Origin of the sequence: Shinella zoogloeoides, from assembly GCF_030733845.1 — a bacterium.
GTDB lineage: Bacteria > Pseudomonadota > Alphaproteobacteria > Rhizobiales > Rhizobiaceae > Shinella > Shinella zoogloeoides_C.
In genome coordinates, this window is sequence record NZ_CP132312.1 from 413,843 (window position 1) to 436,650 (window position 22,808).

The 22,808-nt window shown below is 64.9% G+C and carries 15 protein-coding genes and 1 pseudogene; 6 read left to right on the forward strand and 10 right to left on the reverse strand.

Annotated elements, in window-relative coordinates; genetic code table 11:
- The first annotated feature begins 92 nt into the window (after positions 1–92).
- The 5 genes from Q9316_RS22315 (at position 93) to Q9316_RS22335 (ending at position 6,459) form a co-directional block, all read left to right on the forward strand.
- Positions 93–1,619: a hypothetical protein gene (locus Q9316_RS22315; protein WP_306035508.1), complete on the forward strand. Its 1,527-nt coding sequence runs from the start codon at positions 93–95 to the stop codon at positions 1,617–1,619.
- Between the two features lie 234 nt (positions 1,620–1,853).
- On the forward strand, positions 1,854–3,071 hold the full coding sequence (locus tag Q9316_RS22320; RefSeq protein WP_306035509.1) for a polysaccharide biosynthesis/export family protein: 1,218 nt from the start codon (positions 1,854–1,856) through the stop codon (positions 3,069–3,071).
- A 43-nt stretch (positions 3,072–3,114) separates the two neighbouring features.
- Positions 3,115–4,587: a hypothetical protein gene (locus Q9316_RS22325; RefSeq protein WP_306035510.1), complete on the forward strand. Its 1,473-nt coding sequence runs from the start codon at positions 3,115–3,117 to the stop codon at positions 4,585–4,587.
- 63 nt (positions 4,588–4,650) lie between these two features.
- Entirely contained in the window at positions 4,651–5,442 is a 792-nt protein-coding gene (locus tag Q9316_RS22330) for a hypothetical protein (RefSeq protein ID WP_306035511.1), read from the forward strand.
- 48 nt (positions 5,443–5,490) lie between these two features.
- Positions 5,491–6,459: a glycosyltransferase family 2 protein gene (locus Q9316_RS22335; protein ID WP_306035512.1), complete on the forward strand. Its 969-nt coding sequence runs from the start codon at positions 5,491–5,493 to the stop codon at positions 6,457–6,459.
- Positions 6,460–6,463: 4 nt separating this feature from the next.
- On the opposite strand, the gene Q9316_RS22340 is transcribed toward Q9316_RS22335, so the two are convergent.
- From Q9316_RS22340 to Q9316_RS22375, 8 genes and pseudogenes are all read right to left on the reverse strand, one after another.
- Entirely contained in the window at positions 6,464–8,527 is a 2,064-nt protein-coding gene (locus Q9316_RS22340; protein WP_306035513.1) for an NAD-dependent epimerase/dehydratase family protein, read from the reverse strand.
- 38 nt (positions 8,528–8,565) lie between these two features.
- Entirely contained in the window at positions 8,566–9,612 is a 1,047-nt protein-coding gene (locus Q9316_RS25830; protein ID WP_443096513.1) for a glycosyltransferase, read from the reverse strand.
- Positions 9,586–10,773: pseudogene (locus Q9316_RS25835) on the reverse strand (glycosyltransferase family 4 protein); the annotation flags it as partial. The pseudogene Q9316_RS25835 and the gene Q9316_RS25830, both read right to left, overlap by 27 nt.
- On the reverse strand, positions 10,770–11,702 hold the full coding sequence (locus Q9316_RS22355) for an NAD-dependent epimerase/dehydratase family protein (protein WP_306035514.1): 933 nt from the start codon (positions 11,700–11,702) through the stop codon (positions 10,770–10,772). The pseudogene Q9316_RS25835 and the gene Q9316_RS22355, both read right to left, overlap by 4 nt.
- Positions 11,690–12,802 (reverse strand): Gfo/Idh/MocA family protein, encoded by a 1,113-nt coding sequence (locus tag Q9316_RS22360; protein WP_306035515.1) that lies wholly within the window; start codon positions 12,800–12,802, stop codon positions 11,690–11,692. The genes Q9316_RS22355 and Q9316_RS22360 overlap by 13 nt, the downstream gene beginning before the upstream one ends.
- Positions 12,803–13,045: 243 nt before the next feature.
- Positions 13,046–13,270, reverse strand: coding sequence for a hypothetical protein (locus Q9316_RS22365; RefSeq protein WP_306035516.1), 225 nt, complete (start codon positions 13,268–13,270; stop codon positions 13,046–13,048).
- A gap of 179 nt (positions 13,271–13,449) precedes the next feature.
- Positions 13,450–14,889, reverse strand: coding sequence for an exopolysaccharide biosynthesis polyprenyl glycosylphosphotransferase (locus Q9316_RS22370; RefSeq protein ID WP_306035517.1), 1,440 nt, complete (start codon positions 14,887–14,889; stop codon positions 13,450–13,452).
- A gap of 382 nt (positions 14,890–15,271) precedes the next feature.
- Positions 15,272–16,471, reverse strand: coding sequence for a glycosyltransferase family 2 protein (locus Q9316_RS22375; protein ID WP_306035518.1), 1,200 nt, complete (start codon positions 16,469–16,471; stop codon positions 15,272–15,274).
- Positions 16,472–16,718: 247 nt separating this feature from the next.
- On the opposite strand from Q9316_RS22375, the gene Q9316_RS22380 reads away from it, so the two are divergent.
- Positions 16,719–17,513 carry a WecB/TagA/CpsF family glycosyltransferase gene (locus tag Q9316_RS22380; RefSeq protein WP_306035519.1) on the forward strand — a complete coding sequence of 265 codons (795 nt, stop codon included), beginning with the start codon at positions 16,719–16,721 and terminating at the stop codon, positions 17,511–17,513.
- Positions 17,514–17,527: 14 nt separating this feature from the next.
- Here Q9316_RS22380 and Q9316_RS22385 read toward each other — a convergent pair whose 3' ends face one another.
- A complete protein-coding gene (locus tag Q9316_RS22385) occupies positions 17,528–18,178 on the reverse strand; it encodes a 4'-phosphopantetheinyl transferase family protein (protein WP_306035520.1) in 651 nt (216 codons plus the stop codon).
- Between the two features lies 1 nt (position 18,179).
- Positions 18,180–22,802 (reverse strand): MupA/Atu3671 family FMN-dependent luciferase-like monooxygenase, encoded by a 4,623-nt coding sequence (locus Q9316_RS22390; RefSeq protein WP_306035521.1) that lies wholly within the window; start codon positions 22,800–22,802, stop codon positions 18,180–18,182.
- Between the last annotated feature and the right edge of the window lie 6 nt (positions 22,803–22,808).

Below are 22,808 nucleotides of genomic sequence, written 5' to 3' on the forward strand. Positions count from 1 at the left end.
TGACGGAGGCGTGGCTTCTTAATCAGGGAGCGGCGGGCTGGCGTTGAGATCCCAACGCGCCGGCGGTGGTTCATGGCGAAGGAGAATCGACGATGGACCGGCGAACCTTTCTGACGCAACTGGGTGTGGCCGGCCTTCTGCCGTTTCTCCCGGTGAGCAAGGCTGCGGCCGCGCCGGCCGCTACCGGAACGCGACCGCTTGGGCTCAATCTTGCCGGCCTGTCCTACTGGGCGAGCGAGCGCCCGTTCTCCAATCTCGCCTATGGCGCTTCCCGGTGGCGCGTTCAGGTAAAGGGAGCACCCTTTACCTGGGACGCCGAATTGCCGCCGATGACGGTGAAACGGTATCCCAAGGTCATCCCGGCCAATGCCGTTCTGGAGAGCTTCCTCGTCTGGAACCGCCGGGAGCACCTGCCGGACGAGCTGTTCGTCCTGTATGACGGCAAGGGCAAGCTCGAATATCTCGGCGGCGCGCGGCTGGAAGCGCGTCGGCCCGGCATCGACCGGGTGAGAAACATTCACAACGAAGCAGCCTTCACTGCGCAATTGGTCGCTACGGACGAAAACGATCCGCTGCGTGACCTGCGCGTACAGGAAGGGGAAGGCAAGCCGGCTTCGACTTTTCGAGATGTCTTTCTCGATCGCCTCACCGGCATGACGGCCCTGCGCTTCATGGACTGGATGAATACCAACAAATCCAAGCAGCGCGATTGGCGAGAACGTCCGATGCGCGGGGTTTTCGGGCACGTGGACGAACTTGGCGTTCCCGTCGAGGACATGGTGGAGCTGTGCAATCTCCAGCAGGCCCGCCCTTGGTTCAACATGCCCCATCTGGCGGATGACGGCTATATCCGTGGTTTCGCCGAACTGGTTCGCGACAAGCTCGACCCTAACCTTTCGGTCTATGTCGAATATTCGAACGAGCTGTGGAATTCGATGTTCCCGCAGGCCGCTTATGCCGCCGAGCAGGGCCTGAAGCTCGGGCTGTCGCCCCATGCATACGAGGCGCAACTGAGGTTCTACGCGCGGCGGACGACGCAAATTCTTTCCATCTGGGAGGATGTCTTCGGCGCGGCCCGCGACCGTGTGATCGGTGTCTACGCGGCGCATTCCGCCAACGAGTGGACGAGCACGACGATCCTGTCCTTCGAGGGCGTGAAAGACCATGCCGACGTTCTGGCGATCGCGCCCTATTTCGGGGCAGGACTGGGCGCGCCAGAGCGGGTCCGGGAGGTCGGCGCATGGTCGCTCGATACGCTGTTCGACGCGCTCACCCAGGAGGTGGCGGGAGAAAACAAACGCCTGATCCACGCCCAGGCCGGCATTGCGCGGCAATTCGGTGTCGAACTGGTCGCCTATGAGGGTGGACAGCATCTGGCCGGGTTCGGCGGCGCGGAAGAGGATGAAAGGCTGACTGCGCTCTTCATCGCGGCCAATCGCGATCCTCGCATGGGCGTGCTCTACGCCGCCCATCTCGAGAACTGGTGGAATGCCGGCGGCGGCGTATATGCCCTGTTCTCCTCCATGTCCGAACCGAGCAAATGGGGAAGCTGGGGACTTCTGGAATATGAAGGTGGCTCCCATGTGAAATGGGAGGCGGCACGTTCCTTCCTGCGGTGATGGCGGATTGCCGGCATGCGAATGCTGTTCGAAAGGATGATGCCTATTCACCGCGCGGCCGCGCGGTACCGCTTCCTGAGGACCTGAACCTACGCCATTGGGCTTTGTTTTCAGGGACGGCAGACGGACATACGATCTAGATGTGCCTATCCAGGCTCTAGAGCGGGAAAGATGGCTGATCCGGGGTGTGCTATGCGTTGGATGCTAGGTTTGGCGGGAATGCTTCTCTGTCTGATGACGGCGAGTGCGAGCGGCCAGAGTGCCTATCGTCTGCAACCCGGCGACACGATCGCAATCTGGGTATCCGAGCAGGAAGGCCTTCGCCGGCAGGTCGTCGTCGGCCCGGATGGCTGGCTGTCTTTCCCTCTGGCGGGCCACCTGAAGGGGGAAGGGCTTTCCCTGGAAGAACTGGAAGTCGCCCTTTCCGATAGGCTGCGCGTCTATTTCAAGAATTCGGTGAACCTGACGATCATGCTGCAACCCAATCCGCAGCATCTCCAGACGATCTATGTCGTGGGAGACGTCATGACCCCCGGCTCCTATCCCTATCGCGCGGGCATGACGGTGCTGCACACGATCAGCGTCGCCGGCGGGCGTTATCGCGCTGTCGTGTCGGCAACGGATCAGGACCGGGTGGTGACCGTCCGTCGCGCGATCGAGGTGGCCCGCGAGCAGGAGCGGATGCTTGGCGCCCGGATCATGCGGCTGGAGGCCGAGATCAGAGGGGAGACCTCCATTATCAGCCAGTCGGGAAGCAGCGATCCGTTGCTGATGCAGGAGCAGATGCTGATGGATGCCCGCCGCCAGGCCCTGGCTACGCAGGAGGATGCCCGCCAGCTTGCAGGGCGATTGGGCGGTGAAGGCAATGCCGCGCTGCGCGAGCAGATCGAAGCGGTCGAGCGGCGGATTAGCCTGGCCAAGCAGCGCTACGACACCACCGCGAAACTGATCGCAAAAGGTGGAATGGAGGCTTCCCGGCTGATTGAGCGGGAAAGCGAGGTCGCCGAACTGGAAGGCCGGCTCAGCCAGCTGAAAGCGGAAATGGCGACCGCCGACCGTACGATCGCCGCCGAGGAAGCACTTTTCAAGACACGGATGGAAGAGCGGCAGACGCAGCTGCTTGTCGAAATTCAGGAGGCGCGCCGCCTGATGGAGGAAACGCGCGCCGGCATCATCAACAACGAAGGCATCCTGGGAATCTATGGCGAGAGCGCGGGGTCGGGCTCGGGTTCGCAAGGCGTAACGCAGGAGCTCGCCTATAGCATCATTCGCTCGATCGACGGGAAGACAACGGAGTTCCCGGCCGCAGAGACAACCCTGGTCGAAGCCGGCGACCTTGTGCGGGTGCATTACATGAGCGTCGGCGAAGCCAGTCAGCAGGTCGGGGCGCAATCGGACGGGACGTTGGGAACCGCAAGCGCAGAACCGGTCGATACGTCGAAGACACAGTAGAACGATTTTCGCTTTTCAGACTACGGGATCAGGCGAGGCTTGCATGAACGAGATAGTCCGCAACATCTACTACTATATCGAAGTGGCTATCAAACGGCCTCTGTATTTCATATTGCCGGTCGCGGTCGTTCTCGCTGCGGGCGCATTCTTCATGTCCAATATGTCGCGGAACTATTATTCCGAAGGTCTGCTGAGCATGGAATTCCAGCAGATGCCGACCACGCTCGTCAACCCCACGGTGGCGAATGAGCGGCTGCAACTCATCGAGCAGCGCCTGCTGACGCGCGAGAGCCTGCTTTCCCTTGCGATCAAGTTCAATCTCTTTCCCGAGGCACGGGCGACGCTTCCGAAGGTCAAGGTGGCCGAACTCGTGCGCGACCACCTCGTCCTCAACACGATGGTCGCGGAAGCGACGGCGCAATATGGCGGCAGCGCCTCGATCCGCATCGGCTTCAACTACAATGATCCGCAGGTCGCGGCGAATGTGGCGAAAGACCTGACGGATCGCATCATCGACGAGCACAGGCGTGCCCGCGTGGCGCGTGCTGCCGAGGCCGTGGAATTCCTCGGACAGGAGGTGAAGAAGCTCAGCGCCCGTATGGCGGCGCGGGAGGCCGAGTGGACGCGCTACCTGACGGCCAATCAGGACGCCTTGCCGAACAGGATTTCCGCCGTGCTGGTCGAGTTGCAGGCCAAGGGCCAGGAACTGACCACGCTGGAGCAATCGATCTCCGCGCTCAATGCGGAGCGCAGCCTTCTGGAGGGACAGTTGCGGCTGGGCATAGAGCAATCCAGCCTGCCGTCCCGCGCGCGCACGCAGCTTGTCGCCGTGCAGGAGGAAATCGCGCAGAAATCGCTGACCTACTCGCCGACCCACCCCGAACTGGTCGCTCTGAAGCAGAAGGCAATGGAGCTGGAAATCCAGGTCGGCCGGGAAAAGCCGGGCGAGGAGCCGGTTCTGCCCACGAACGCGCAGGTATCGGATCTGCCGGAGGCGCTGGCACTGATCGCCGAGCGGGTCAGCAACACCGGCATCCGACAGGATGCGTTGAACGAACAGCGCCAGCGCCTGGTCGCGCGCATCGCCGAACTCAATGCATCCGTCGCGCGCGCGCCGGAAGTCGGGGCCCAGTTCGACACGATCCGCGCCGAGAAGGAAAGCCTGTCGCGCAGCCTGCAGGACATGACCAACAGGTATGAAACGGCCCGCCTCGGTGAACGGCTGGAGCAAAGCGAGACGGCTTCACCCATCGAACTGATCGAGGCGCCCTACGTGCCGGTCTATTCGACCAATTCCTGGCGGGTGGTGGCCATCGTCGTTTTGGGATTGGCGGGCCTTGCGGGCCTTGCCGGCCTCTATCTCGCGGACGCCATGCGCAAAACGGTGCGCGGCGCGTTCGATCTTGAAGAGTTGCTCCAGGGGCGGGCTCTCGTGCTGATACCGGAATGGGATCCCAAGCGACCGGGCCTGTTTCGGTCTTGGTTCGGCGGCAAGCGCGCACCGCGAGGCATATGAGCGTTCAATGCGTTATTCCGCTTGATCCGGGAGTGCGGATTTATGGACACGACGACAAAAATCTTGCTTCGGCCCAGACTGGAATCGCTGTCGGCGGAGACCGACTTTGCCCGGCTCGGGGCAACCAATACCGAAGGTTTCGGGGCTCTCGTCGCAACGGACGGTTCGCCCGTGGGGCGCGGCGCGCCCGAGATCACGCGGCCGTCCGTGACCTTCCTGAAATCCCAGCGGGTGATTGCCTTCGACAACAGCCACCGGATGACGCGCTATTACGACATGCTGCGTAATCTGCTGCGGGACAATGCCGAGGGGCAGCCGCCATACACGATCGCCGTCACATCGCCCACGGCCGGCTGCGGCACGACGGTTTCCGCCTTCAATCTCGCACTGAGTTTTGCCCGTATTCCCGATGCCAACGTGCTTCTCGTGGACGCCAACATGCGCGACCCGGCGCTGGGCCGCCTGCTGGGATTGCCTTCTCCGATCACCAGGCTGGCCGACGACGAGGCAATGACGGGCATGCTGACCACGCTGGAATTCGGCAATATGCGAACGCATTTCCTGCTTCCCTGCTGGGGAGACGGACGCTTGTCCGCGGCTGCTGCCCTGCAGCGCTTCAAGACGCAGATCGAGCATGCCAAGCAATTTCTGAAGCCGACGATGATCATTTTCGACGTCGCGCCGGTGCTGGAGACGGATGAAACGGTTCCCCTCGTTCTGGAGGCCGATTCCATCGTCATGGTGCTGGCGACGGGCGGTTCGAAACTTTCCGATATCGAAGTCTGCGAAACACTGCTCGGGGCCAGGAAGAACATCCAGTTCGTGCTGAACAAGAGCGGCAAACATGGGCTTTGAGCGCCACAAGTGGTTCGCTAGGGCATCGACCCAACTTGCGGAGGTCTCATGAATTCCTCTCCGAAACTGGCTGTCGTCATCGTCAACTACCGGACTGCGTCCATGGTGGTGGACTGTCTCGCCGCGCTCGCCGTATCCGGAACCGTTCCTGACAATACGGGGGTCGTTGTCGTCGATGGTGCCTCGGGGGACGATTCCTGCGAGATCATCGCGACCGCCATCCAGCGGAACGGCTGGTCGGATCGGGTCGGCTTCCTGCCGCTTTCCGTCAATGGCGGTTTCGCCTATGGCAACAACCGCGGCCTGGAACATGCCATCGCCCGGTTCGGCCGGCCGGATTACGTGTTGTTTCTCAATCCCGACACGGTGCCGCGCGCCGGCGGACTGGCGCCGCTCGTCGCATTCATGGACGCTTCACCGCGGGCTGGCATCGCCGGGAGCCGGCTGGAGGATCCCGACGAAACGCAGCAGGCATGCGCTTTCCGGTTTCCCTCGCCGATAAATGAATTCGAGAGCCAGATCCGTTTCGGCCCCATGACCCGGCTTTTCCAGCGCTGGCGCGTCGTGCGGGAGTTCAGCAAGGAACCCATCGCCGTCGACTGGGTGTCTGGCGCCAGCATGATCGTGCGCATGCAGGTGATCGACGAGATCGGCGTCATGGACGAGGATTTCTTCCTCTACTATGAGGAACTGGATTTCTGCCGGCGTGCCGCGCAGCGCGGATGGGAATGCTGGCATGTGCCGCAGAGCCGCGTGGTGCATCTCGTCGGGCAGTCGACCGGCGTGACCCTCCGTCACGGAAAGCGGCCGCGTCGTCCGCCCTACTGGTTCGAATCCCGCCGCCGCTATTACGCCAAGCATCACGGCCGCCTTTATGCGGCGGGTGCGGACCTGGCCTGGATCGGGGGGCAGTTCCTGTGGCAGGTGCGGCAATGGATCCAGCGCAGACCCGTCACCGATCCTCCCTATCTCCTCAGCGATTTCCTGCGCCATCTCGGCCTGCCGAAAGCGCCCTGACCCTTCACCAGAAAAGATGCGCCTCGTCGATGGCGCGGCGCAGGAAGGCCTCCCTATCGGCCTCTGGCCGCCAGCCGAGCAGGCGCTTGGGCTTTTCATTGTTAAACGGCGAGAGGTGCCCGCGCGATTTCCAGTCGGCGAGCGAGGGGCGCACGGCATCCTTGCGCCGCAATCCATATCGCTTGAGCAGATACTTGCCGCCATCCGCCAGCCAGAGGGCGGTAAGGCTGGACTCTTTGACGTTGAGCTTCGCACCCGCGCGGCGATGGATGGCCGCGAAATAATCGCGGCCGGTGAAGAGCGGCTCGCCGGTCAGGTTGAAGCTCTCGTTGATGGCTTCCGGCCGTTCCATCATGGCGATCAGACCATCTGAGACGTCGTCGGCCAGTACGAAGGGCAGGATGTTGGTGCCGTTCCCCCAAAGCTTCACGGCACCGGGGCCATGCCAGCGGCCGATGCCCCAGTGCTGCAACGGCCCGCCGTCGCCGACGACGATGCCCGGGCGGGCGATGACGAGCGGCAGCCCGTCCGTGTGCCGCATTTCCATGAGCCGCCGCTCGCATTCCGCCTTGGAGCGGGCGTAGAGATTGCGCGAAGACAGGTCGCCGAAGGGCGTGTCCTCGGTGATCGGGCGCTGCTGTTCGGACATGTCATAGGACGCGATGGTGCCGGTATAGACCAGGCGGGCCACGCCGGCTCTCCGGCACGCGCGGGCCACGCGCAGGGCGATGCCGACGTCGTTTTCGAGTGCTGCATCCCAGCTCTTGTCCATGGACTTGGCAAGGTTGAAGACGCATGTGATGCCCTCCATCGCGCGCACCAGCGCATCCTCGTCCCTCAGCGAGGCGCCAACGGTTTCGACATGGTCGGCGATATCGGCGAAGGGGCCGAGCCTGCCGCGCGACAGCACGCGCACATCGATCCCCCTTTGCACGAGACGCCGGGTCAGATTGCGGCCGATGAAGCCGGTGCCGCCGATGACGAGGACGCTCGGGTTGGGCCGGTGCGGAGAGGCCGGGACCGGTGCCTGCGCGGCGGGCAGCTTTTCAAGGCTGGCATCGATTGCCTGCATGACCTTCAGGGCCGCCTCCGGGCAAAAGCGCCTGTCCGGCACGCCGCGCTGAACCCCCTGGTAGAAGGCCTCGATCGTGTTGCGGAAGCTCAGTCCGTAGGGGCTTTTCCGGTTGAGCGAGGCGGTCTGGCGCAAACCGTTGACGAAGGCCTCGCGCAAATGGGATCCGGCCTTGCCGATCTCCTTAAGGAAGGCGTTCGCCACGAGATCGGCGGTGTTGTCGGCCGAGACGACAAGGGTATCGGCCGCATAGTCGAGGCGGGCTATGGCGGAAGAGCCGCGCACCGTGACCGACCGGTCGTCCACCGTCTCCACGAGGGACAGCGCGATGGTGACGTCGACCTTGCCGGCTTTCGCCAGGATCCGCCAGCTTTGCGGCCTGCGCTCGCCGCCCGGCAGCGTGATCCATTGCCCGAGGCTTACATGTTCGATGTCGAGCGAGCCAAAGAGGTCGACGGCGAAGGAGAAGGGGTGCGGCCCGAGTTCCAGCAGGAGATTGCGCGTGTCGCGCATGAGCCAGATGCCGTGCGGGCCAGAGCGCAGCGGCGCGAGCGGCAGCGACCAGTTGATCTGGGCGCTGGAGACAAGGCCGAGCTCTCCCGCCTCCTTCAGCCGTTGCAGCCTTTCATAGGCGGGAAGGCCGAGGAAATTGTGGCTGGCGCCGAAGCTGCGGCCCGCCGCCTGCGCGGCGGCGGCGATGGTTTCCACTTCGCCCGCAGACAAGGCGACCGGTTTTTCGACGAGCACATGCAGCCCGGCCTTGAGGCACTTCACGGCGAGGTCGCAATGCAGATTCGGCGGTGTCAGGATATGCACCGCATCGCACACCCCGGAGGCGATCATCGCATCCAGATCCGTGAAGGCGGGCACGCCGTAGGTACGGGCCATCTGCCCGGCGGCATCCTCGGCCGGGTCGCAGACGGCGGCAAGGCGTGCGCTGGCGGTCGCGCGAATGGCATCGGCATGCCAAGTCGAGATATATCCTGCGCCGATCATTCCAACTCTGATTGCTGTCCGGGCGGGCATGGGCGTTCCTATTTGTATTCGATGATGCGCATGTCTCGCCCGGCCCAGCTGCGCCGGTAGTAGGTGAGCATTCCCAGGAGATTGGGCAGTTTCGACAAGGTCAGGAAAGCCGCCTGCTTGATCGCGAGGCTCCGGCCGAGGCCCTTCCGGTTGAGGTCGCGGGCCGTCTTGGTGAAGGAGAGTGCATAGGCCGAGAGGGCGAGGAGCGACAGCCACGGCGTCGTGAAATAGCCCAAAAGGAAGACCAGCGGCAGGATCGGGCCGTAGAGCCAGACACGCAGCCTTTCCCGCTGGAGATGCGGCGGGTGCATGTCGCCGAGCTGGGCGAAGCCGTGACCGTTGCGCACCGAGCGCTTCCACCACTGGCCGAACCGGCTCATGGCCGCATCGTGCAGCGTCATGGAGACGGGCAGGCGTTGCAATCGCCAGCCGGCCTTGCCGAGCCGCAGGCAGAATTCGTCGTCCTCCGCCGCGATCACGGCCGGGTTGAAACCGCCGATGGCGGTGAACGCCTGCGTCCGCACCATCATGTCGCCCCCGCAGGTGGAAATCTCGCCGGCGGGCCGGTGCCACTCGACCTCGCACATGGCGTTGTAGACGCTCGCCTGCGGATACCGTTCCGAGCGCCAGCCGGTGACGAGGCCCAGTTGCGGGTTTTCGGCCAGGGCCGCCGCACCGGCCTTCAGCCATTCCGCCATCACCACGCAGTCACCGTCGACGAACTGCACGAGATCGATCGGCCCGCCTGCAAGGAGGGCCTGAAAGCCTGCATTGCGCGCCTTTGCGGCGGAAAACGGGGCTGCCGGATCGAGTTCGACGACCGTGATGCCGAGATCGCGGGCAAAGGTGGTGCTGTCGTCGCTGGAGCCGCTGTCGACATAGACCACGCGCCGGCAGAGCGGCACCAGCGACGTGAGGCAGGCCTTCAGCCGCTCCCCTTCGTTCCGGCCGATCACCACGGCGCCCAGCGTCAGGTCTTCGGCGCGGTTCGTGTCCGGTACGGGCTGTTCCACAAGTTCTGTCGTGGCGGCGCTCGCCTCGATAAGGCGCATCATCTTTGCCGCCTCGGTCACGCTGTTGAAGTCCTGCGCCACGCGCTTGCGCCCGTTCTCGCCCATGCGGCGCGCTTCGGCGCCGTCGGCGAAAACGCGCCGGATGGCGGCGGCGAGCGATGCGGCATCGCCCGGCGGCACCAGGGCGCCGGTCACGCCTTCCTGAACGAGCTCCGGAATGCCGGCGATCTGCGGGGCGATGACCGGCAGGCGTGCCGCCAGAGCCTCCATGAGCACGACCGGCAGCCCTTCGGCGAAGGAGGCGAGCACGAAGGCATCCGCCTCGGCCAGCGCGTCCGCCACCTCGTCCTGCGAGCGGTAGCCGAGAAACCGCACAGGCAGGCCCGCCGCCTGTGCCTCCAGTGCCTTGCGGTCCGGCCCGTCGCCGATCACCGTCAGGCGGAGGCCGTCGAGATCCGGGAGCCGGCGCATCGCCTCGAGCAGCACCGGCAGTCCCTTGACCGCCGCCAGGCGGCCGACGAACAGCAGCTCACGACCGGAAGTAGCCCTTGATCGTTCGTAGCGCGCGGGATCGACGCCGCAATGAACGATATGCAGCTTGTCCCAGTGTTCCGAAGCCGAAAACAGCATGGCTTGCGACCGGCAGAATTCGGAAATGCAGGCCACGAAGCGGGCGCGTGCGATCTTCGCGTCAAGCCGCCAGTGATAGGGTTCGAAGAAGATGTCCGGTCCGTGCAGCGTGAAGGAGTAGGGAATGCAGGAAATCGCGCTCGCCAGCATGGCGACGGTGCAGCTCGATTTGGCGATATGGTTGTGCAGATGGGTGACGCCGTTCTTCGCCATCCACTCGGCCAGCACGACGGCTTCGGCGAAGTAGATCAGATTGTAGAGGCGGCCTTTCACGCCCTTGGGCGCTGTCTCCCAAGCCAGCCGCAGACCCTGGACATAGCGCAGCGGATGCTGCAGGGCGGCAAGATGCGCCTTGAGGAGCGTCAGGGGACGCGAAGTGGCTTCCAGCACATGGAAGGTGCCTTCGGCCTCGGCCTTCTGCTCCGGCCCGACCAGATGTTCGGGGCCCGTTCGGCGGATGGAACAGGTGCGGATCGTGAGGCCGTGGTGGCGCAGGGCCGCCACCTCGCGCTGGATGAAGGTATCGGTGGCGCGGGGATATTCCCCGGTCAGGAAGGCGATGACGGCGGTCATGCGGGCTCCTCCATGGCGGCGTGCCAGTCGGCGGTGGAGAGGGGGCCGAGCCGCGCCTGCATGCGCCGGTTGGGATAGGTGAGGGGCTTCAGTCGGGCGGCGACCACCGGCCGCCGCAACAGGCCGGGGCCGCGGTCCCGCACGAGGCCTGCGAGAAAATAGGGCACGCTCCATCCGACCGGCAAATGACGGCTGACGTCGCCGCGCGCCCTCAGCGCGGCGATATAGACCCCGCGCTCCGGTAACTGATCGTCGAGAACGTTGACGATCTCGATGCCGCGCGGGGCCTGTTCGGCACCCCGGACCAGCGCGGCGGCCGCCGTTCGCACATGGCAGAGCGGCAACTGTCCGCCGGCAGGGCCGATGACGAGCCGACCGAGGCGGAGGCCTAGATGGGCGTTCCAGAGCCGGCCCTGTCCGTAGAGAATGCCGATCCGTAAAATCCAGGCATTGGTCCCGGATTGCAGGACAAGGGTCTCCTGCGCCAGCTTCGCGCGGCAATAGGCGTCGCGCAGGTTTGGCCTCCGCTCGGTCCTGCAGGTTTCGTCAAGCGCATCGTGCGGCGGCAGTGCCGTGGCGTCGTAGACCGAAAGCGAGCTTGCGAGAACGAAACGGCGGGGCTGCAGGGCAAGCAGGGCGCGGGTGGGCGCGAGCGTGCCCGCGCGCATTTGCGCATCGTCTCCCCGCATGCGGGCGGCAAGATGCAGCAGGCTGTCGGCTTCCGCGACAGCCTGCTGCACGGACCTTCCGGGTTTTGAAAGATCGGCCTCGACGACCCTGATCGCCGGATCGGCCGCCCATGCAAGTGGAACCTGGGATATGTGGCGAACGACGGCGCACACGCCATGGCCGCGCCGCCGGGCCTCGCTGACCGCCGCCTGCCCGAGAAAACCGGCCGCCCCGGTGATGCAGACCTTCAGACCGCCCATGGCATCGGCTCCATCGGCGCGCAGCTCGTCTGCATCTTCTTCGCCCCGCCCCATTGGCCGGCCGACTGGATGGCAAGGGTGACCTCGTTGAGATGCAGGGCGAAGTCGGCGGTGAGGCGGCAGGGCCGCCCTTCGTGCAGCGCCGCCAGCATCTCGGCGGGCCCGAGTGCGAAATTCATCGAGGCCGCGCCGCGACGCCCGACTTTGGGATGGGTCGGGCCCTTCAGCCGCAGCCGCGAGCGAAACGGGCTCTCCACCAGCCGCCGGCGCAGCGCGAAGCGGCGGCGAAAGCGGAGGGGAGCGGAATTGTCCCAGGCGCGGTCGAGTTCCAGCACGCCCTTGTCGGTGAAGACCCTGATCCGGTGGTCGTGGCTCGCCGTGATAGAGCAGGTCAGCCGCGCGACGATGCCGTCCTTGAAAAAGAGCGTCGCCGTCGAGAAATCGGGGGCGCAATCGCTCACGCCCCGCTTGTCCGGCTGGGTGGTAGCCGAAGCGGCCGTGACGCTCTCGACCGGCCCGAAGAACGCGATGAGCCAGCTGAGATAGTAACCCGCATGTTCCAGCGTGCAGCCCGTCCTGAATTCATCCTGATAGTGCCAGGGCGCGCCGCTTTCGCTGTGCCACTTCTCAAGCGGGGCCTGGGGAATGAAGCCGTCGTCCAGCTCGGCATAGATGAGGCGCGGCTGGCCGGCGAGATCGTGGCGCAGGGCGTGGCCGAGGGTTTGCGCCGCTTCGCCCAGCACGGAGCAGGGGGCGGAAGCGAGCATGAGCCGCTTCTTTTCGGCAAGCGCATGGAGCGCTTCTGCCTCCGGCATGGCCATTGCCAGCGGCTTCTCCGACCAGCAGGCGAACCCGGCTTCGAGAATGGCGCGGTTCACCGCATAATGCTCGGCGGGGTTCGTGAGATTGAGGAAAACGGTCTTTTCGTCTGCCGCGGCAAAGGCATCTTCGAGTGTTGCGAAGGGCGGGATGTTCCATTGCCGACAGAAGGCGGCCAACCGCTCCGGCTGCCGGTCATAGGCGCCGAGCGGAACGATGTCCGGAAAACTTGCGAACGAGCGCATGTAGAGGTCGGCGACGAAGCCGCAGCCGGTCAACATGACAGATTTGCGCGCCCGCCCGTTCTGCATGAACCCCACTCTTGTGACCCCTGCGGAACCGATGATCGGGATGATGGCGTGGGGCCGACGCACCTGCTGAACGCTGCCCCAGACCAGTAGCCCCGTCTCGGTTCTCGATTAAATGATGTATACCAAAACGCCGTGACGGCGGGGGGCTGCACAAAAGGGTAAGGCGGCCGTGCCGGGCTCCCTCAAAGGTGGATGCCTACCCGCGGCGGAGCCTTACCGACGGGCGGACCACCAGCGCCGCACCATTGCGCCGAGAAGGTAGCTGACATTCAGGATGACGAGGTAGAGGGCGGAAAGCATGAGCTTTTCCATGTCGAGATCGTCGGCGAGGGCCCAGAGGCCTGCTGCTATCGCAAGGAATGTAGCGGAAACCGGAACGAGCGCGATCGGCGCAAAATAGAAGCCAGTCAACATGCCAACGAGGAAGGCGAGGAACATCGTGTTAGCCGGTAGAGTTGCTGACTTTGGCACGTGCCGTACCTCTATCTCTATAGGCCGTTTGGTTAACATAGGGTTATGAAATACGTCGCCTGCGTCGAGCATCGGGGAACCGCCATCATTCGGCAGCCTGCATGGATGATCTTGCGAAGGCCGCAGGGCCGGGTTTCGGAGGAGTGTCAGTAGACCTTGCTGATGTCCTGGATGCAGACGACCGTGCGACAGATGATCTTCACGTCCAGCCAGAACGACCAGTTGTTGATGTACCAGAGGTCATGGTTGATGCGCTGCTCCATCCGGTCGACCGTCGGCGTCTCGCCGCGGCATCCGTTCACCTGGGCCCAGCCGGTGAGGCCCGGCTTCACATGCCGGCGGAAGGCGTATTGCTCGATCAGGCTGCTGTAGAGATCGTCATGGGCAAGGGCATGCGGGCGAGGACCGACCACGGACATGTCGCCGCGCAGCACGTTCCAGAGCTGCGGCAGTTCGTCGATGCTGGTCGAGCGGATGAACCGGCCGATCCGGGTCACGCGCTTGTCGTTCCTCGTTACCTGCTGCACCTCGCTGCCGTCTTCCATCACGGTCATGCTGCGGAATTTCAGGATGCGGAAAGGACGGTTGCCGTGTCCGTTACGGGACTGGACGAACAGGACCGGCCCGCGGCTCTCGATCTTGACCGCCAGCGCCACGATGAGAAGCATCGGGCAAAGGGCGATCAGGGACACCAGCGCGAAGGCGATGTCGAAGCTCCTCTTCAGGCAGCGTTCGAGGAATGTCAGCGGCGGGCGCTGCGTCTGGAAGGCCGCCATGCCGCCGATACGCTCACAGCCGTAGCACACGATGCCGCCGAGAATGCCGTCGAAGACCACGTTGACGGGAAGGCTCGAGCGCCGGAGCGCCGTCAGGCAGGATTCCAACGCCGTGCTGTCGGCCTCGCTCCAGACGATCAGGATCTCGTCGATGTCGCCCGAGCCGACGCTCCGGAGAATCTCGCCGGGAACAGGGTTTGCCGCATCCTCATCTGAAAGACGAATGATCTGCGTGATCGCCAGTCCGCTCTCCGCAGCCTTCTTCTCCAGACCATCGACGGAAAAATCGCTGCGGCAGACCAGCAGCACCTGCTTCATCAGGAACGTGCCGTGGGCGATCGCATGCGGCAGGCGGTAGTGCCAGAGATAGCGGATGCACACGAGACCCGCCAGCGCCCCGGATGCGCCGAACAGCGTGGCGCCGCGCGAAAAAGTCGCGCCGAGTTTCAGGAAGAAGAGGACGGTGAACAGGAAAGCCAGCGTGCCGGTGAAGAGCACGCAGATGCTGAAGATCTGCTGTCCCGGCACGATCAGCTTTTCGGGCTGATAGGCCTGCGCGCAGCTCATGGCGAGGACAAAGATGGTGGCGACCACCAGTCCGATCCCGACATGCAGCGACCAGTCTTCATAGATGCCGAAGGCAAGGTATTCGTAGGTGAAGTAACCGAGCGTGCTGGCGCCGAATAGCCATATGAAATCAACCGCGGCGGCGATGTAGGCAATAGCCTCGTAGCTCAGCGCGCGCCGTGCGCGCAGCTGTCGGAGCGACGAATAGGGAAGCCCTGCTACAGGGTCGATATGCATAACCATTTATTAACCCCCACACTCGAAGCCAAGATTATCATGGGCTCTGGAGGGCCAACAACGCGGCGAGCGCTACGCCTTAAGGGGCGACGTTTACCTTGCTGGGAAGCACGAGGCGCTCAGCCTCTACGGAGGCGGAGGGCAGGATCAGGCTTTCGGTGGATGGCAGGATGCCGCGCAATATCAAAAGGAGAAGAAGCGCCCCACGGCCTGCAGGAAATTGCTACTTCCGAGGTAGCTGCGCCGAAGGAAACCACCGTCAAGAGAGCTATGCGCCGGTGTTTGAGGGCGCGCGCGGCGGCTATGTGCGGTCTATTCCCGTTCCACCGGGCACTTGTCGAGAAGGCGCGGCGCCCGCTCCACAGGGGAGTGGACGATAACCGGCCTCTCAGCGGCCATCGTGCCGCGCGCGGTCCGTCCTGATCCAGCCGTCCCGAACCCGGCCCAGCATGAGACGTGGATAGAGGCCTATTTTCCCGAAGACATAGGCCGGAATGGACAGCAGCGAACGGGCGGGCAGCGTCTTGCGGCCGAATGCCGACCAGGCAAGCGCCGTTGCGCCGAGAAGCAGGGCCAGGTTGAAGGCGGCGATCGCCAGCGGCGCCAGCGAAAAGCCCATCATCGCCAGTCCGGCTGTGGCAAGCAGCACGGCGGCGAGAAGCAGGGCGAGAAGCGATAGCGGCGGCACGATCACATCGAGCAGCATGGCGAAATAGTTTGGCTTTCGGTAGGTGGTCCCATCCAGCAGGGCCATGAGCGCGAAGCGCCCCATGCCGAGATGTCCGGCCTCCCAGCGCTGCCGCTGGGTTTGCGTTCCCTTCAGCGACGCCGGAAACTGGCTGGTGATCTGAGCATCGTCGCAAAAGCGCGGTGCATGGCCTGCGCGGGCCAGATCGAGCCCGAGCTTCATGTCTTCGACCAGATGCGCATTGGCAAGCCGGGCCTTGGCGAGCACCGCCCAGGGAAAGGCCATGCCCGACCCGGTGAGCTGGCAAGGCAAACCGAGCGCCTTCAGCCCCAGTGGCCTTACCCGGTTCTTGACGAGGAAGGCGAAGGCTGCGACCGCCTGCCGGACCGAAGCCCCGGGAGGGGCCGTCAGCAGGTAACGGGCCTGAATGGGTCGACCGTAAGCCAGCGCCGCGCGTGCCAATATGTCGATTGCATCCGGGCCGACGCGGCAATCGGCATCGATCAGGATGACCACCGGCGGCGGCGCTTCGGCCAAGGCGCTAATTCCGGCCGCGAGCGCATAGCCCTTGCCGCGATGCACCAGGTCCTGCCGCTCGATGACCCGCGCCCCGGCGCCGCGCGCCAGCACCGCCGTGCGGTCGTCGCAGTTGTCGGCGACGACGACCAGCCGGTCTTCGGCGCGCAGTTGCGGCCGGATGCTCGCCAGCGTCCGGCATATCTCGCTCTCCTCGTTATGGGCAGGCACGACCACGGCCACGGCAGGGCGGTCGCCCGCTCTCGGGGCAGGCCTGCGGGGAAGGGCAACCGCCGCGGTACATTCGGCGGCGTAGACCATTGTCGGAACGGACAGGGACGCCGACAGGAAAACGGCGACGGTGTTGAGGAGAGCATCCAGCATACGAACCCCCGGCCCGCATGGTTCTGCGGGTTCCACGAAGGAGAGTGTAAGAGGATGCGAAAATACCCCTCAATGCTCCCGGCTAAGACCTTCGGGTGAAGCGAAGCTAGTGCTTTCTTGTCGGTGACGGTGCGTGTTGCGCCTTGCTCACCCGTTTTGATGCGGCCCGGGAGAATTGAGCCGGCCACCCCGAAAGTTAGACTTTTATCGAACGCGGCGGCGGGCCGCAGGTCGGGGAGTCTGGTTGATGGCAATCGTAGAGACGCATCCGCATGCCATGGCGTTTTCCGGTAAACGGGAGCGCATCTCGTTCCTCGGCGCGCCCTTCGATCCGCTCACGTCCGAAACCGTCGTGGATCTCCTCAAGGCCTCGGGCCCGGGCGTCCGCTTCCGCTACGTGGTGACACCCAATGTCGATCATGTCGTGCGGCTGAACAAGGATCGCACACTGGGCCGATACTATGACAAGGCCTGGCTGTCCCTGTGCGACAGCCGGCCGATCGCGGCGCTCGGCCGCCTCGTTTCCGTCCGGCTGCCGCTGGTGACGGGGTCCGACCTGACCGCTACCCTGTTCAGGTCAGTGATCGAGAGCGGCGACGTCATCAGCGTCATCGCCCCCAATCAGGCCCTGATGCGGGCATTGGAACGGACCTATCCCGGCATCCGGTTCCGCTCTTTCGTGCCGCCTTCGGGCGTCCTCACCAATGAGCAGGCGTTGCGCGATTGCGTGGAGTTCGTCGCCGGCGACGAGGCGCGATTCATCTTCATCTGCATCGGTTCGCCGCAATCGGAGAAGATCGCTTCCGCGCTCGCCTTGCGGCCGGATGCGAGCGGAACGGCCTTCTGCGTCGGCGCCGCACTGGAATTCCTGGTGGGATCGAAGAGACGCGCGCCGCTCTGGATGCGGCGGGTGGGGCTTGAATGGATGCACCGGCTCCTGTCCGATCCCGCGCGCCTCTGGCACCGCTATGCGTCCTCGGTATTGCCGCTGCTTATGCTGTTCACGGGCGAACTCGTCGGGCGGCCGAAACGGCCGGGATAGGCCGGAAGCGCTGTTCAGGCGATCGACATCGCCGACACGATGTGGGCGCTCCGTAGGCGAATGCGGCCGGCCAGGCGGTCGCCGCGCCTGAAGGGCGGTACATCTCTCAGGAAATGTGCCGTGAAGCGCTCCTCGCCGAGATCCATATCGACCGCGAGATCCTGGAAATCGAGCAGGGCGCCGCTGAGCGCATACTGGCATTTGTAGGCGCATTCCTTCGCGCTGAAGAGCGCCTTCAGCAGCAGGCCGCGGTGGTGGGAGGGTTGCCCGGCCAGCCAGGCGCGTTCCTGCGGCGTGCAGATTTCCTCGGCAAAGTCTTCGTCCAGCGGCTCGGCCTCCTCGATATCGAGGCCAAGCGCAAGGAAACCGTCGGATCGCAGGGCCGCCGCCGCCGCGCAATGGGAACGGCTGTGGCTGATGCTGCCGACAAGGCCGTCCGGCCAGAGGGGTGCCCGGTCTCTGCCCATCGGCAGCGGCATCGGCGGCCGGCCGAGTTGCCCGATGGCATCGCGCGCACAGGCCCGGCCCGTTGCGAATTCATGGCGACGGCGCGCGATGGCGCCCGCCATGGCGATCTCTTCTTCCGGAAACGGCGTTCCCTCCACGGCGGCGATCTCACGCTCGTCCGTGCGGATTGCCGCGGAGAACATACCCTTTAGCAGCATGTCACACCATATCGCGGATGCGCTGCTGATCCGCACGGCGCTGACCGAGCGCGTTGCGGCGCATGGCGGCGCGATCCGCGACCTTGCTGAGTTCTTCGCTGGCTTTGCCGCGATCGGAAAGATGGGCGGCGAGCGCCGATACGGTCGGGAAGCGGAAGATGTCGGTGATGGTGAGGTCAGGCGCGACGTTCGCCTTCAGGTCGCGATGGACCTGGACGGCGAGCAGCGAATGGCCGCCAAGCGCGAAGAAGCTGTCGAAAATGCCGACGCGCTCAAGCCCGAGCGCCCGCCGGAAGGTCTCGGCAATCGTTTGCTGCAAGGCATCGGTGGGTGGGGTGAAGATCGCCGCCGTCGATGCCTTGCTGACATCCTCGGGCCTCGGAAGCTGCTTGCGGTCCACCTTGGCGTTCGGCGTCAGCGGGAATTCCGCAAGCGTGATGAAATGGCCGGGGATCATGTAGTCCGGCAAAGACGCCGCCAGATGCTGCCGCAGGGCTTCGTCATCGACGGTGCCCGATGCGGTGCGCAGATAGGCCGCGAGACGCACGTCGCCCGCCTTGTCCTCCCGCGACATCACCACCGTTTCGAGAATGCCGGGGAAGGCGGCGATCTTCGCCTCGATCTCGCCAAGCTCGATACGGTAGCCGCGCACCTTGACCTGATGGTCGGCCCGGCCGAGGAATTGCAACTGCCCGTCATCGGTGAAGCGCACGAGGTCGCCGGTGCGGTAGATGCGGCCGGGTGCGAAGGGGTTGGGCAGGAAGCGCTCGGCGGTCAGCTGCGCACGATTGAGGTAGCCGCGGGTCACCCCGTCACCGCCGATGTAAAGCTCTCCAGGCGTGCCTGGCGGAACCGGGTTTCGCGCTTCGTCCAGCACGTAGAGCTGGGTGTTGGCGATCGGCCTGCCGAGCGGCACGACGCCGTCCGTCGGCTTCGCCGTACCGGTGGACGACCATATGGTCGTCTCGGTCGGCCCATACATGTTCTCGACGTCGGCATCGGTGACATCGGCCAGTTCCGCCAGCAGCGAGCCGGGCAACGCCTCGCCGCCGATGAACAGGTGTTCCACCCCACCCAGCGCCTTGCGATCCTCCGGCGTGATCATGAACATGCGCGCCATGGAGGGCGTGCATTGCAGGTGGGTCACGCCATGCCTGCCGATCTGCTCCGACAGGGGCACAGCGGCCTCCGCGTCCTCATGGCGCGGCGCGCGGACGTCTCTGACCACCTGTGCCAGCGGTTCCAGCCGTTCGAGCACGACATCGGACGGCAGGCCGAAATCGATCAGGCAGGCGATGTCGTCCACGCCGATGGCCGCCATCTGCTCGATGCGCGTTCTTGCATCCTCCACGGTGCCGAACAGGCCGCTGTCCTCGAAATAGCGCAGGAACGCGAATTCGAGGATGGCGTCCATCTCCTCCGGCGCCAGCGACTGGAGGTCGATGTCCATCGGCTGGGAAACGCCCTGCGGCTTCTTGAAGGCGGGGAAGGCCCAGGCATATTGCTTGATGAGCGCGGCGGCGCTGCGCAGGTAGTCCTTCATCGGCTCGCGCGCCAGTTCGCGCACCTCCTCCCGGTCATCCCCGAGAAGCGTGTGCAGCATGACGGTGACGCTATGGTTCGCCGGGTTGCGCCCGACCTCGACGAGCGTTTCACGGTAGATGCGGATCTTGTCCGCCAGCTCGTCGATGGACTGGCCGAGAAGATGCGTCAGGACATTGGCGCCTAGGCGGGCGGCTTCCCGATAGGTTTCCGGATTGCCCGCCGTCGTCAGCCAGATCGGCAATTCCTTCTGGACGGGACGCGGCTGGGTGACGACGCCGACCTGGCCGGTGCCGAAATCGAAATCGACACTTTCGCCGCGCCACAATTTGCGCACCGTTTCTATGTCGCGGATCATGCTCGCCTTGTTGTGCGGCGGGGCGTTTTCGGGGCGCAACACGAAATCCTCGGGCATCCAGCCGGAGGCGAAGGCAAGGGCGACGCGGCCGTTGCTGATATTGTCGATGACCGCCCATTCCTCGGCGACGCGCAAGGGATGATGCAGCGGCAGGACGCAGCTGCCGGCGCGGATCGAAAGGTTGCTCGTCACGGCGGCCACGGCCGCGCCGGTGACGGAAGGGTTCGGATAGGGGCCGCCGAAGGCGTGGAAATGCCGCTCGGGCGTCCAGACGGACTGCAAGCCGTTGCGGTCGGCGAACTTCGCGCCTTCGAGCAGCAGGCGATATTTCGCCGGGCCCGCACCCGCGTCGTTGCCCCAGTAGAACAGGCCAAAGTCCATGGGCCTGCCGGCGGCGGTGCGGGGCGAGCGCGCCGCCTTGCCGCGGCTTGCCTCGTTGACGTGGACGACCACCTTGAAGCCCCGCGCCAGCGTCCAGAAGAGTTCCAGGACCGAGATGTCGAAGGAGAGGCTGGTTACCGCCAGCCATACGTCCTGACGATCGCCGCCACGCGCGATGCGCTCGTCCATACCGGCGAAGAAATTGACGACGTTGCGATGCTCGACCATCACGCCCTTCGGCAGGCCCGTCGAGCCGGACGTGTAGATCACATAGGCAAGGTTCTCCGGCGCCGCGCCGCCCGCGGGACGCTCTGTCCGCCGCTCGCTTGCCAGCACGTCCTCGATGCAGAGCGTATCCACGCCGGAAAGCGCCGCGAAACCGGCATGGCTGCGCTCGGTCAGCACGATCTTCGCGCCGGAATCCTTGACCATGAAGGCGAGCCGGTCCGCGGGGAAATCGGGATCGAGCGGCACATAGGCCCCGCCCGCCTTCTGGATCGCCAGCGCGCCGATCACGAGATCGGGTGAGCGCGGCAGGTGCAGCCCTACCGGGACATCCGGCCCTACGCCGCGCGCGATGAGCGCATGGGCGATGCGGTTCGCCCGTTCATCCATTTCGCGATAGGTCAGGGAGCGGTCACCGAAGCAGAGGGCGGCCGCCTCGGGCATGCGATCGACCTGCCGTTCGATCAGGCCATGCACGCAGGCGGTGCGCTCATAGGTGCAGTCCGTGCTGTTCCAGTCGTAGAGGATTTTCTGCCGTTCTTCCGATGACAGAAGCGGCAGTTCGGCTATTTGCGTGGAGCCCTCGTCGAAATGTGCGGCGAGAACGCCGAGACGCCGCGCAAGGGCCGCTACCCGCTCTTCGCTGAGACGGGTGGCGTCATAGACAAGTCGGCTGCCTTCCGCGCCGAAGTGGAAGACGAGGGCGCATGTGCCCAGTGGCTCGCTGCCATTGGCACTTTCACCATCCATGATGCCGACGGAAAGGCGCGGCTCCCGCAGGTGCGGATAACGTTCCACGATGTCGCCGAGACAGGTTTTCCGCGTCCTCGCCTTGTCGAGGGCATCCTGCACGGCATTCTTGAAGTCGGCGACCATAACGCCCTCGGCGGCCTCGACGCGCAAGGGTGTGGAGCCAGCGAAATGGCCGGGATGTCGGGCGCAGAGGTCGAGGATTTCGTCGCTGGTATAGGCGAGATCGAATTTTTTCTGTCCCGTCAGCCGAACGAGCAGCGCGGCGAGCAGTGCGGTGCGCGCTGCCGTGTCCATTCCCGCCGGCAAGGGCAGGGGCATGCTGCGGATTTGCGGCGCGACGGCCGGATCGTGTGCCTTCACGTCGTTGAGGTCGACATCCTCTGGGGTCTCCAGCGACCGCCGGAGAGCGGCCTCATGCGGCACCACGATGGCGATGGCGGCGGTCAGGGCCTCGACCTCGGCTTCGTCGGGGATCGGAAGCCTCATGCCCGGAGCGACGACGGAGGAGAGCGAGACGATGTCGTTCCCCCTGCGAAGCCTGCCTTCTAGTGAAATGGCCTTGTCCGCCGTCGCGATAACCGCCTCGTCCGCGCCGGTCGAGATGACCGTTCCCGGTGCCTCGGCGCAGGCGTCGAGAACCCGCAGCCGCGTGATCGTGAACAGGTCCGCCCCGGCGCGTAGCTTGGGGAGCACCAGCCGGTTGATGTAGCCCGGGCCGAAGTCGAGCGCCCGCACGAGGCGGGAAAGCTCTTCGGCCGGCCGGTCGAGGCGCAGGAGCGGAGAGGGGCGGTCGTGCCGCCCGAAATAGGCGCGCCCGGCGGTGTCCTGCCGGCGCGGGGCCGGCATGCCATGTTCGAGATCGGCGAGCATGGTGTTGAAGGTCGCAATGCCGGCCTCGAAGCATTTCGTGTTGAGCGTCAGCGCCGTCTCGTCGGGGCCGATGTCGAATTCCTGCGAGGCGTATATGTCCCCCTCGTCGATGCCGGCGGTGATGGCGTGCCAGCGGACGCCATGGCTTGTCGCACCCTTGAGGATCGCCCAGCTCGGCGTGTTGAGACCTGCAAGCTCCGGCAACGGGCCGTCGTGGAAATTGACCGCTCCGCAGCGCGCCTTGCGCCAGACGGCTTCGGGCACGAGCCGCAGGTTGGCGATGCTGAAAAGCCAGTCATACTGGAATGGGCCAAGGCGGTCGGCAAGATCGCTGCCGGGCTCGATGGTGGGGATCGCCTTTTCCGTCGCCCATTGGCGGACCCTCGGGCTGGCGGTCACGACCACCGCGATGGCGTGCCCGCGAGAAAGGAGGGTTTGCGCGCATTGCGCCAGCAGCAACTCGTCGCCGATCACGGCGCAGGTCAGCTTTGTCATCTCTGT